Annotated in this window: 11 protein-coding genes; 10 read left to right on the top strand and 1 reads right to left on the bottom strand. The window is 32.1% G+C overall.

Annotation, left to right across the window (positions count from 1 at the left end):
* Positions 1-188: 188 nt before the first annotated feature.
* Complete coding sequence (locus tag NTX65_12025; protein MCX6170064.1) at positions 189-2,090, bottom strand: tetratricopeptide repeat protein; 1,902 nt, start codon at positions 2,088-2,090, stop codon at positions 189-191.
* A 39-nt stretch (positions 2,091-2,129) separates the two neighbouring features.
* On the opposite strand from NTX65_12025, the gene NTX65_12030 reads away from it, so the two are divergent.
* The 10 genes from NTX65_12030 to NTX65_12075 are packed head-to-tail and all read left to right on the top strand — an operon-like array spanning position 2,130 to position 13,437.
* Entirely contained in the window at positions 2,130-3,179 is a 1,050-nt protein-coding gene (locus NTX65_12030) for a glycosyltransferase family 1 protein (protein MCX6170065.1), read from the top strand.
* Positions 3,180-3,232: 53 nt separating this feature from the next.
* Positions 3,233-4,057 carry an ABC transporter permease gene (locus tag NTX65_12035; GenBank protein MCX6170066.1) on the top strand — a complete coding sequence of 275 codons (825 nt, stop codon included), beginning with the start codon at positions 3,233-3,235 and terminating at the stop codon, positions 4,055-4,057.
* Positions 4,057-5,454, top strand: coding sequence for an ABC transporter ATP-binding protein (locus tag NTX65_12040; protein MCX6170067.1), 1,398 nt, complete (start codon positions 4,057-4,059; stop codon positions 5,452-5,454). Before NTX65_12035 ends, NTX65_12040 begins: the two co-directional genes overlap by 1 nt.
* The gene (locus NTX65_12045) at positions 5,455-6,351 is read left to right on the top strand and encodes an FkbM family methyltransferase (protein ID MCX6170068.1); all 897 of its coding nucleotides are present in this window, start codon (positions 5,455-5,457) and stop codon (positions 6,349-6,351) included.
* 1 nt (position 6,352) lies between these two features.
* Positions 6,353-8,665, top strand: a complete 2,313-nt coding sequence (locus tag NTX65_12050; protein MCX6170069.1) for a glycosyltransferase — start codon at positions 6,353-6,355, stop codon at positions 8,663-8,665.
* Between the two features lie 30 nt (positions 8,666-8,695).
* Positions 8,696-9,628, top strand: a complete 933-nt coding sequence (locus NTX65_12055) for an SDR family oxidoreductase (protein MCX6170070.1) — start codon at positions 8,696-8,698, stop codon at positions 9,626-9,628.
* A gap of 22 nt (positions 9,629-9,650) precedes the next feature.
* Positions 9,651-10,529: a glycosyltransferase family 2 protein gene (locus NTX65_12060; GenBank protein ID MCX6170071.1), complete on the top strand. Its 879-nt coding sequence runs from the start codon at positions 9,651-9,653 to the stop codon at positions 10,527-10,529.
* A 15-nt stretch (positions 10,530-10,544) separates the two neighbouring features.
* Positions 10,545-11,582 (top strand): GNAT family N-acetyltransferase, encoded by a 1,038-nt coding sequence (locus NTX65_12065; protein MCX6170072.1) that lies wholly within the window; start codon positions 10,545-10,547, stop codon positions 11,580-11,582.
* Entirely contained in the window at positions 11,579-12,565 is a 987-nt protein-coding gene (locus NTX65_12070; protein MCX6170073.1) for a lysylphosphatidylglycerol synthase transmembrane domain-containing protein, read from the top strand. The genes NTX65_12065 and NTX65_12070 overlap by 4 nt, the downstream gene beginning before the upstream one ends.
* Positions 12,565-13,437, top strand: coding sequence for a polysaccharide deacetylase family protein (locus NTX65_12075; GenBank protein MCX6170074.1), 873 nt, complete (start codon positions 12,565-12,567; stop codon positions 13,435-13,437). Before NTX65_12070 ends, NTX65_12075 begins: the two co-directional genes overlap by 1 nt.
* Positions 13,438-13,514: the final 77 nt, after the last annotated feature.

A 13,514-nucleotide genomic window follows, 5' to 3' on the forward strand; every position in this document is an offset into this window, starting at 1 on the left:
CTATGTTGATTATAAAATGAAGTTGCTTACTTAGGTATCAAAGTGTTTTTAGAAATGACTGGAAAGGGAATAAAGCTATCTTTAATGGCTATTGCCAATTTTAGTCTTGAATTGCAGAGTAATAGGAAAACATAGTGAGTTCAGAATCTGATATTATTTACGAATGATTATTTGAATATTCTTTCTATTTACTGGGGCGATTTATTTTTTAATTTATTTACTAATTTCATATCTGGTTCCAAGCCTTTCGTTTTAATAATGTTTATTTGATCCCAGGCTTCTTTGTATTTACCAATGTTGTAAAAACTGCTTGCTAAATAATAATGTGCTTGAGTATAGGTTGGATTAAAAACCAAAGCAATGGAAAATTTTTTGATCGCTTCTTCATAATTGTGCATAAAATAGTGAACATAACCTAGATTATAAAATGCATCTGTGTAATTACCTTGAAGTTCTATAGCCTTGTTAAGGTCAACAAGAGCTTTCTCGTAGTCTTTAATATAGATATAAGCACTTGCCCTGTTGTTGTAGGCATATGGCGATTCAGGTTTAATCCGAATGGCCTCATTCATATACTGAATTGCAGTTTGGAAATCCTTCTTTTCCTGATATGCAATACCTAGATTATCATATGCGCGGTAATAATTTTTATCTTTTGCAATAACATTTTTGAAATCTAATATCGCCATATCAACTTCGTTCTTTTGTAAATAAACATATCCTCTAAAAAACTCCGGACGAACTTTATTAGGCGACTTGTTCATTGAATCAGTCCACATTGCAATCGGATCGTTCCACAATTCGTTTCTTAGATAGGTTAGAACCGAACAACTAAGTATAAAAACAGCAAGAATGGAAAATTTCAGAACGTTGTATCGCCGAGGAATCATAAAAACCAATGAGGCAATGAGTAATGAGAGTCCGAATAACGGTAAATAAAGACGGTGTTCAACAATGACGTCTCTAATGGGAATGATGCTGGACTCGATGGAAAGGGTAATAAAAAACCACAAAATCGAGAAAGAAATTAGAGGATACTTTTTCCAGAATTTAATACTAACGGCGATCAATGAAGTCAATAGAAGTAAACAACCGATAGTTTTAACATCTAACAGTGATTGATAAATTGGGAAATCATAATCTAAATTTTGATTAATTGGGATTAAGAAAAGTCTAAGATAAGTTACTAAGACATTAATTTGAGTAAGTAAATAATCTTTTCTTGAGATTTCATCTGTTTCTGAAGGTAAACCAAAAATTAGAATTGCGATTATTACAAAAATGATAAATATTGATATTAGTGGTAATACTACTTTCCAGTTAATTCTTTTCTCTTTATTCCTGAAGAAAAGAATTTCATAAATAATAATTGTTGCGGGAATAGTAAGGACAATTTGCTTACTTCCCATCCCCATGAATGCTGAAATAATTGAAAAGATAAAAAGAATCGTGACTTTAAGATACTTTTTGGTTGATTTAACAGGACTGCTTAAATAAATCGATCTGGCTTTAATGTAAATGCATAATGATGCTAAATAACACATAGTGGCTAAAGAAGTCATCCTTTGAATAACATAAGTAACTGCTTGTGTTTGAACTGGATGAGAAATGAAAATTAATCCTACAATCAGGATAAATGCAGTTTTATCTTTATTACTGAAAATCTCACGCAATTTGGAAGTATTTAGAGTAAGCGAGGTTAACATCATTACTAATAATGAGTTGACGAGGTGAATGGCAATATTTACAATATGATAACCGGTAACATTTATTCCATCAAAATGAAAGTTTAGTGCAAAAGTTAAACTGGATAAATACCGGGCATGTATGAAATCGTAAAAGCTTGGAAATCGAAAAAAGTTATCAAGATTCTTAATTAGTGGATCGCCGACTATGGAGTCATAATCATCGTAATAAAATGGCACTTTAAATGTATTTGAGTATAATATAACTCCTACTGCAATTACAGCAAGAATTAAGATCCAATTTGGCAGATTTAAAACAAGGAAATCTTTTTCGTTTTTGACATGAAGAGTTTTATCTTTATTTACTTTTTTAATGTTATTTTTTAATTCTCTACTTTTGCTCATAGCCTAAGTATTTATTCATTTGTGGGATATTTATAATCTATGATTTGTATTAATGCCCGTTTTCTTACAAGAACCATAACTGGAATTGAAAGATACGCTACTGAAATTTCCTATGCACTAAAAAAAATCGACAGCGATATTTTATTATTATGTCCTGCCAATTTATCCAACCCACAATTGGAAAAAGAATTAATTCCCAAAAGGATCGGCATATTTAGAGACCATCTCTGGGAACAAATAAGTTTACCCCTCTATTTAATAAAGAACAAGAAACCGTTTCTAATTAACCTGACAAACACTGCTCCTATTTTTTATAAAAATCAGGTTTTAGTAATTCATGATTTAGCCTTTCTTCATCAGCCCAACTGGTACACAAGAAAGGCCGCCATTTCTTTCCGTCTATTTGTAAGTAAATCAGCGAATGCTTCAAAAGCAATTATTACAATGAGCAATTTTACAAAGCAGGAGATTATTAAATATCTAAATGTTCCAGCAGAAAAAATTACAGTAATCCCATCAGCCATCCCTTCTTTCGTCAAGAAATATTATAATAATGAGTATGAAAACAAGTATGGTGAATATATCTTGACTGTTTCATCAATAGAACCCCGAAAAAATATAACAAACTTGGTTGAGGCTTTTATTAAGCTCGATAGACCTAATTTAAAACTACTTATTGTTGGAAAAATACACCCGAGGGTTTTCAGGAAAGTCAGGCTTGATTTCACTAAAAATAAAAACATCCTTATGCTTGGTTACGTTTCGGATCAAGAATTGGTCGGTTTGTATAAAAATGCAAAGCTTTTTGCTTATCTTTCATATTACGAAGGATTTGGTTTTCCACCAATCGAGGCGATTTTTTGTGGATGTACAACCATAGTCTCAAATACAAGTAGTTTACCTGAAGTTTGCGGTGAATTTGCAAATTATTGTGACGCTTATAGCACAAATGATATTGTCTCTAAATTCGATAAGATCCTAACTGATGACGTTAAAATTGAGGAAGAAAGGCTAGAGCTTTTCAGACAGAAATTTAGTTGGAATAATAGTGCTAGAATGATGTTGGATTTAATAAATAAAGTCTCATAATGGGAATTAATTCAAAACATTAAAAACTCGGAATATTAGTTACGCTTCAAAATATGTATAATATAAGACCAAATTATATCAAGTTATTCACTGGCTTTATCCAAGAGATCTATTATAAAAAATCAATAATATATGAACTAGCTAAAAGAGATTATCAAGTTCAATATAAAGGATCTTATTTAGGCTTTTTTTGGACCTATATTCAACCGCTGTTGTTTATACTTATTATTTGGGGTGTGCTATCGATTGGTTTTAGACTACAAAATATTGAGAACACATCACACGCCTATTGGTTAATTTGTGGAATGATCGTCTGGCTCTATTTCTCCGAAGTGTTTATTGCTATGACGAGCGTGATTCAACAATTTAATTTTCTGATAAAAAAAGTAGACTTTAGTCTTGGAATATTGCCGTTGGTCAAGATTTTCAGTGCTTTGATTAATCACTTAGTCTTTATTTTCTTAACAATTGTACTTGGTTGTTTTTACTCTGTTTTCCCAAGCATCTTTACTCTGCAAATCATCTATTATATTTTCTCAATGGTTGTTCTTCTCATTGGTCTTGGTTGGATAACATCTTCTACTAGTGTATTTGTAAAAGATGTGAATAACATAGTCTCAATTTTAATCCAATTTGGATTCTGGTTAACTCCAATCTTCTGGAGTATTTCTATGATCCCACAAAAATATCATTGGATGGTAAAGGTTAATCCAGTCTATTATATCGTATCTGGCTATCGAGACACGCTCATTTATAAAATTCCATTCTGGGAAAAACCCTTGGAGTTAATCTATTTTTGGGGAACGGTCTCCATTATTTTAGTAATAGGAGCGATTGTTTTTAGAAGATTAAGACCTCACTTTGCAGAGGTTATATAATGGGTAGCAAGACAGTTGTAAAATTAGAAAATGTTTCAAAATTCTTTAAACTTTATAATTCGCCTCAAGATAGGCTCAAAGAGGCATTGAATCCATTTGGGAAAAGATATCACAAAGAGTTTTATGCGTTAAAGAATATCAGCTTCGAATTAAGACAGGGAGAATGTCTTGGTATAATTGGTAAGAACGGTATGGGCAAATCTACTTTGCTTAAAATAATTGCTAATGTCATTCAAGCCAGCAGTGGAAGTGTTCTTGTTAATGGAACCGTCTCTGCATTATTAGAACTGGGAACAGGATTTAATCCTGAATTTTCCGGTCGTCAGAATATTTATTTTTATGGTACAATCCTTGGATTCCAGCGAAATCAAGTTGAGGCAAAGATTAAAGAGATTATCGAATTTGCTGACATCGGAGAATTTATAGATCAACCAGTTAAGACATATTCGAGCGGTATGTTTGTAAGGCTTGCATTTAGTGTTCAGACTAGTCTTGAACCGGATATCCTAATTGTAGATGAAGTGTTAAGTGTTGGAGATATCTTCTTTCAGCAAAAATGCCATTCGCGTATCGAAAAAATGTTGAGTAAAGGTACTTCCTTAGTTATTGTATCTCACGATATGCAATTGGTTGAAAAATACAGTAAAGAGATAATTGTTTTATCCAATGGTGAATTGTTATTTATTGGAAACCCGCACAAAGCAATTCATAAATATTATAGTCTGGATAATAATTATAGGCATGTGGAGCCGAGTACTGATGTTGGAATAAATAGAGAAGATAATTTGATTCAATCAGGAGATGCTTTCAATTTGATTGACAGTTGGCCAGAACAAGAAAATATGGTTGATCCTGGTAAAGTTGAAATGTATGGAGATAAGAATTTAGCTGTTCTAAAGAAAGTCACTGTATGTAATTCTGGAGGAGAGATTTCTTCTGATTTTTTGGTTGGTGAAAGAATAAATGTTTTTTACGAATTCCAAATGCTTGGAGATATCCAGATACCGATTGGAGCAGTGGTCTTTAATAATTCACTAAATATAGTTATTCATGGGAAAGATACTTTACAATATTCTAAGTCATCAGCTGAACTGATTGATAAAGTTGAAGCAGGAAGAATAATACGATTCAAACAGCACTTCATATTAAACATCTCTCCAGGTGAATACACCTTCGCAATTGGACTGGCTACGATTAGGAAAGAAGATTTAGAAAAAGTTAACAAAGTGGATTTTGAAAAAAGAGATTTGATGATCAAACAAATTCTAAGAATTCCACAAGCTGGAAGAATATTTATACGTCCAGATTCCCGCAACATAATGTTACCATTCCATGGGTATGCTGATCTGGGTGGGGATTATCAGATTATGGTATATCCTAAAGGAGTTAATGCTTAAATGAATGACTCAGCTGAAGGATTTGATAAAGATGTTCTTGACTCTCCAGAAAAGACAGATATTTTGAATCTGAATAGCACTATTCAAAAATTACTAACCAATGATAGTACTTTTCTAGATATAGGAGCTTATCTCGGCGACTTTACAGAATCATTATTGCAATCAAATCCAAATCTTAAGGGATATATTTTTGAACCAACATCAGAAAATTTTAAAATACTCACCGAAAAATTTAAGAATAATTCCAGCATTGAAATATTCAATGTTGCTCTAGATAGTGATGCAGGTGAAAAAGATTTTTTTGTAATTGAAGATGCATCTCAAAATAGTTTATTGAATTTCGAATCTGCTAATTCGATTTTAACAAAAACAAAAGTGAAAACGGAAACAGTAGATGCTTTTCTGAGTTCACGTAATAATATTTCCAATTTGGATTTCGTTAAAATTGATACTCAAGGATTAGACTTACGCATTTTGAACGGTGCTGTTGGCACGATTGCTAAATATAGACCAAGTATTTTAACTGAATTCATATTTGCACCGTTATACAAAAATCAGGGTTCCTATTTCGAACAATTTGAATTCTTGAAAAGAATGAGCTATTGTTTTGCCGGGATTTATAATACTCATTACACCAAAGGTGGCTTGTTAGCTTTTGCCGATATTTTATTCATACATGATTTAAAATACACCAAAGTGATTGAGGTCCTTGATCCATCTACAAATTATCAATGCACTGATTATTTCGCATTATTGGAAGAGAACATTAAATTAAAATTGATTTGTGAGGAACGGCTGCAATTAATCAATAGAGTCTCGCATGAGGCAGAAGAAAGATTGAAAATAATAGAATTATTAGACACTGAATTATCAAGAATAAAAGGTCTTAACAAATAATATGGGTGCAGTAAATTTTTCGTTAGACTTGAATCTGGTTAAGAATCTCAAAAAATATCTTCCTCTAGATATCTTTGTTGAAACCGGCACTTTCGAAGGCGATACTATAGAGAACGTTAGAAATCTTTTTGGAGAAATTCACTCGGTCGAACTTTCCGAAGAATATTACAAACACGTTAAAAATAGGTTTGAGAAACTGGGAACTGTTCATTTATATCTGGATAGTTCCGAAAAATTTTTAAAGAAAGTCCATCCAGACTTAAAAGAAAAATCAGTTCTATATTGGCTCGATGCCCACTGGTGTGTAGCGGACAAAACCGCTGGGGAAAAATCACAATGCCCATTAATTGAAGAACTAAAATCGATCGAATCACTCAATAACAAAAGCCTGATTATTATTGACGATGCTCGGTTATTTATAGCACCTCCGCCATCACCTCATGAAATTACACAATGGCCTGATTTTAATTCTATAATAACATTATTAAGTAGCTTAAGCCGTGCTCACGAAGTAATAATTTTAAACGATACGATTATTTATTATCCTAAATCAGTTAAAGAAATAGTACAGGAATATGCCTATAACAATTCTATAAATTGGTTAACGGTATTAGATAAATCCCGAGATTTTGATAGTTTGTTGAAACAGCAAGAAGATATGCTGGTTCAACTTAAGGGGAAGGATGAAAAAATAATTGACTTGTCTGATGATTTAGTAGATAAGGACAAGAAAATCTTTGAATTATCAGATGATCTTGTAGAAAAGAACGACACCATTCTTACGCTTTCGGATGATTTGGTAGGTAAAGAAAAGGAAATCGATTCATTACTTGTAAGCATAAATGAAAAAAATCAAACTATAGGTTCATTATCAGATGATCTCGTGGGGAAAGAAAAAGAGATAGATACATTATTAGAAGATCTGGGTGAAAAGAAAAAAGTAATAATATCTTTATCAGATGATCTTGTTGGGAAAGAAAAAGAGATAGATACATTATTAGAAGACTTGGCAGAAAAGAAAAAAGTAATAATATCATTATCTGAAGATCTTGTTGAGAAAGACCAAAAAATATTCGCATTATCAGAAGATTTAGTCATCAAAGAAGAAACTATACATCAAAAGGAATCGGCCATCACTTCTCTTTCGAATGAACTTGTGGATAAAGAACAAGAAGTTATTTTCTTATCTGAAAGTTTGAGTATTCTAAAAAAACGTCTATCCACACCAATCTGGGGTTTAATAACTTTATTCCAATTCCATTTTCCTAAAATATGGAACTATTTATATAACAAAAAGAATAAGGCTGTAAAGGAAGAAAGAGTTGAACATAAACAGACTGAATTAGTGCAACCTACTATGCAAGAACTTGAAAAGATTGATGATAAGCCAGATAAACTAGAGCAGGAAAAAATAAAAGTTAAAAAGAATAAACTAAAATTTCATATCCCGAGATTAGGTCAGCTAAATCATTACGAACCAATTGAATTAATTATTCCTAAAAGATATTCAAATACTAGACAAATAGTTAACCCTCTTCGATTGTCTATCGTAACACCTTCGTACAATCAATGTGAATTTTTGGAAAGAACTATAAAAAGTGTTCTCGATCAAAAATATCCCAACCTTGAATATATTGTTCAGGATGGTGGTTCAAATGATGGCAGCAAAGAAATTCTTAATACATATAGAAAACAACTTAAGTCTGCTAAATCAGAAAAGGATCGAGGCCAAACTGATGCAATAAATAAAGGATTTCAATTGACCTCGGGCGACATTATGGCTTGGCTAAACTCTGATGACGTATATCTCCCTGGAACTTTTAATTATGTGATAAATTATTTTAAACGGCATCCGGAAGTCGATGTTGTATATGGCCACCGTGTTTTGATAAATAATTGTGATGGAGAAATTGGAAGATGGGTTCTTCCTCCCCACGATGAAAATGTTTTAATCTGGGCCGATTTTATTCCGCAAGAAACATTATTTTGGCGACGTAGAATTTGGGAAAAAGTTGGAAGCCGTCTGAACGATGAATTCGATTTTGCTTTAGACTGGGATTTATTGTTAAGATTTCAGGAGGTTGGGGCAAAATTAGTTCGGCTCCCTCGTTTTTTGGCGGCTTTCAGAGTTCATCCAAATCAAAAGACCTCTTCACAAATTTCCTCACTTGGAGAGAAGGAAATGACGAAACTTCGGAGTAAGTACATAGGAGAAAATGTTAGTTACCCTGAGATAAATAAGAAAATTTTCAAATATCTTCTAAAATCAGAGATCTATCATAAATTATACAGAGGCGGAATTTTTAGATATTAGCCCGTATATATTTACTCATTCAGAGGTTAAATGCATATGAAAGTTTTGGTTACAGGAGGCGGTGGATTTATAGGCTCACATCTTGCTGAGGAATTTCTAAATAAAGGATTTTCTGTTAGAATAATTGATAATTTTTCAACAGGGAATAGAATTAATATTGACAGCTTTAAAAATGATATCGAACTTATTGAAGGAGACATTAGAGATTTTCATACTGTCTCTAAAGCTGTTCAAGATGTTAATTTCATAATTCATCAAGCTGCTTTGCCCTCAGTCCCCAGGTCTATTGCTGACCCAATAACAACAAATAGTGTGAATATTGATGGAACTCTTAACTTATTGTGGGCTGCTGTTGTCAATAAGGTTGATAAATTTTTATTTGCATCATCTTCTTCTATTTATGGTGATACCATAGAATTACCTAAACATGAAAGAATGATTCCGAACCCGTTATCCCCCTATGCAGTTTCCAAATTGACAGTTGAATATTATTGTAAAGTCTTTTCGATGACCTACGGGTTAAATACTGTTTGCCTGAGATATTTCAATGTATTTGGTCCACGACAAGACCCTAACTCCCAATACTCAGCTGTGATTCCTAAATTCATTAATCTAATTAATGAAAATAAACAACCAGTAATTTTTGGAGATGGTCTACAATCGCGTGATTTTACGTTTATCAAGAATGTCGTAAAATGTAATATGCTTGCCATCGAACAAAGTACTGAAAAAAATCTTATTCTCAATTGTGCATGTAATCAACAGATAACTCTTAATAGTCTTATCTTTGAATTAAATAGATTGTTCGGGAAAAATATTCAACCATTATATGATCCAGAAAGATTAGGTGATATAAAGCATTCTTGTGCTGACATAAGCTTAGCACACGAAAAAATAGGCTATCATCCGGAAATATTCTTCAATGATGGATTAGAATTAACGGTAAATCACCTGAGTAAATAATTTATTAATCGATGAGGAAATTTTGAATAAATTGACTGTAATTATCCCTGTATTTAATGAAGAAACAGCGATAGAAAATACCCTGAAAGAGCTATTGGTCGGTTCCAGTAAAAATAATTGGGAAATTCTGGTAGTAAATGATGGGTCTACTGATAACACAAAAAATATTCTTAAAAATGCCCCATCCATTAGAGTGGTTAATCATCCGTATAATAAGGGATATGGAGCAGCGCTTAAAACGGGAATCAAAAATTCAACAACTGAATTAGTCTGCTTTTATGATGCGGATGGTCAACATAATCCATCAGATATTGAAAATCTCATCAAAAATTTTGATACATATGATATGCTGGTGGGTGAGCGACAAAAAGATTCTCATCAGGAATGGGTTCGTAAACCCGGGAAATGGTTACTTTCAAGTGTTGCAAATTTTCTTACTGGCAGAAAAATACCTGATCTTAATTCAGGTCTAAGGTTAATTAGAAAGGATGTTATAATAAAATTACTTCATTTGTTCCCGGATGGTTTTTCTTTTTCAACAACCAGTACAATTGCTTTTCTAAATCTTGGATATAATTTAGGCTATTTCCCAATCAAGACTAATAAGAGAATCGGTAAAAGTACTGTTAAACAATTAAAGCATGGATCGAATGTTTTACTTTTGATACTTAGGCTCATCATACTTTTTAATCCATTGAAAATATTTGTTCCTGCAAGCATTTTGATATTTATATCTGGAATTATATATGAATTAATTCAAGGGATAATTTTAATGCCTCCTGGAGCTGCTCGATTGATCCCTGGTGCTTTTTTTCTAATGATCACAGGGATATTGATATTCTTCTTTGGGCTTGTTGTTGATCAAATAAGTGAAATGAGAAAACACCAATTTCATGATTGATATTTTGATCCAGGAATGAATAAGATGTTAGAGATTCGGGAAATAAACCATAATGATAGCAAGCTATGGAATGATTTTGTCATTTCAAATATTCATTCAAATTACTCTCACCTTTATGAATGGAAAGTGATATTTGAGCATTCATACTCACTTAAAACAATTTATATAAGCATTTTTGATGATAACGTGTTAATTGCTGCTCTGCCATTATGTTTGATGGATTATCCCACTAAAAAGACATTCGCAATTTCACTCCCTTATCTAAATTTTACTGGATTAATAAAATCAGATTCTTATGAAGAAAGTACTTTATTGGAATTAATAGAAGTTTATCTTAAAAATAAAGGTTTGTCTTATATAGAACTAAGAAGTATTTCACATAAACCTGGTGAATTTGTCTCTGGTATATGTACACTTCAGAGGAAACTTCCACAAGATCATATGCAATTATGGGATGAACTTAATGCGAAAGTGAAGAATCAAGTTAGGAAAGCGGAAAAAATCGGGCTCTCTCCAAAATGGGGCAAGAACCAGCTTGACGTTTTCTATTCAATTTACGCTAGAAATATGCGCGATTTAGGTACGCCCGTTCACGGCAAAAACTTTTTCGAAAATATTATAAAAATTTTGAATGATTATGTTCAAATTCTTACAATATACAAAGGAGATATAGCTATTGCGGGTATGTTTTTGGTGAAATTTAAAAATAGTTTATCTGATCCCTGGGCATCATCATTAAAAGAGTATTTGGACGATTGCCCTAATATGCTGATGTATTGGGAGGCTCTGAAATATGGTTGCGCATTGAACCTTGATGAATTTGATTTCGGTCGTAGTGAGTATAATTCTGGAACTTTTAAATTTAAGAAGCAATGGGGTGCTTATCCCATTGCTTTGGATTATCGACTGATCAATTATTCGGAGAGAGAGATTAAAACTACTATTTCAACATATAATCAAAATAAAGCTGCACATGTTAAAAATATGTGGAAACTCATGCCATATAAGATCTCGTTATGGCTGGGGCCAAAAATAAGAAAATATATACCATGAGTAAGAAGATCAGAGTTCCAAAATATCTATATAAAAATTTTATCAAAATTTTCGGAATCCTTCTTTTCATTTATATTATTACAAAAATTGATATTAGTAAAGTATTAACGGAAATAAAAAATTTTAATTTGTGGTGGCTCCTTCTTTATTTGTTTTGCTATGTTTTTATGGTTCTGATGAAGTCGATTAGATGGAGGACGCTTTTGATTTCACAGGACATATATTTACCCTTGAGTAAAGTTATAAGTATTAATATAATGGCAAATTTTTGGGGAATCGTAACACCTGGAAGAATAGGGGAACTTAGCAAGATTGCGTATCTGCAAAAAGATGAATTAACGTTTTCTAAAAGTATTGTAAGCGTAATAATTGATAGATTATATGATATGGCTATGTTGATTCTCTTTAGTTTCATTGCAATGATTTACTTCGTAAATCATTTTTATATCCAAATGATTGATATATTATTCTCTATAGCTCTTATTGTTGTAGCTGGTATAGTAATTTTTTTGTCAAGATATTGGATCTGGTCCTTGTTAATAGCAATACTTAAGAGGTTTACCTCAGATTCAAAATATGTTATTATTCAAAATAATTGGCGAGAATTTATATCGGAATTTAATAAAATTGCCGCAACAACGATTCCAATTATGACAATATATTCATTCATTATCTATATAACATATTTTTCTATGACGTATATAGTTGCTTTGGGATTCAATATTTCTATTTCATTTATTTACTTATCTCTTTGCCTCTCAATATCGGCTTTGATCTCCTTGCTGCCAATTTCAATCGGAGGTTTTGGGACGCGCGAAGCGATATTTATAATGTTCTTAAGTAAAATATCAATCCCCAAAGAGACAGCGCTCTTAATTCCGTTCATTGATAGTACAGTACTCGGATTTACAATAGCTAGTTTGTTAGCATTGGGGTATAAATTATTAAATATTCGTTCTGGTAATAAAATGAACATGGGATAATGGAAAAGAAGATTGTTAACATACTAAGTTTTGATGTCGAAGATTGGTACCAGGGATTTGTTCATAGAGGCATTGATGGATGGCAAAAATATGGATCGAGAGAGATTAGTAACATTAATACTATTTTAGAATTATTAGCTAAATATGATCAGAGTGCAACGTTTTTTATTCTCGGAAGTTTTGCAAATAAAAATCCTGAGATTGTTAAACTGATTCATGATGCAAGACATGAAATTGCATCACATAGTTATTCTCATGTTATAATTCCCGAACAAACTCCTGAACAATTTCGAGAGGATACTAAAAAGTCAAAAGATGTTTTAAATAATATTATTGGTGAAGAAATAATAGGTTTTAGGGCACCCAGATGGTCTTTAGGGGTTAAATATTTTTGGGCATTAGATATTTTAGCCGAAGAAGGGTTCAAATATGATTCCAGTATATTCCCTTCTAATATTTATCCATTTGGAAATTCCAAATTTAGCAATGAGCCGTGTATTGTCCCGTTAAAAAATAATAGGTCTATTATTGAATTCCCAGCGCAAGTGTTCTCGGTGGGTAGTATAAGAATTCCGGTTGGTGGTGGCTTTTTTTTCCGAGCTCTCCCATTCTGGTTCACTAAAGTTGCTCTTTTAAGATCGAACCAAAAGTTTAATTATGGTATGATATATCTTCACCCATTTGAATTTGATATTCAAACCCCGATAATTAATATTAATTTTGCATTTAACAGGATGAGATATTATCACTTAAATAAAACAGGCGAATATTTGGAAAACGTATTAAAAGAATTTAAGTTCAATTCTATAAATTCACTTTTTAAAAGTGAAAAAGATTATAGCTCGTTCATTCCTCTTTATTCCCGGGAATAGAGACTGGTCTTTAATCAAACAAATAAGATGTTCACTGTTTATTTTATACCAACTTTTAATGCTAAAAACGGGAATCT

The sequence above is a fragment of the Ignavibacteriales bacterium genome, assembly GCA_026390795.1.
In the GTDB taxonomy this organism is placed as follows: domain Bacteria; phylum Bacteroidota; class Ignavibacteria; order Ignavibacteriales; family Melioribacteraceae; genus Fen-1258.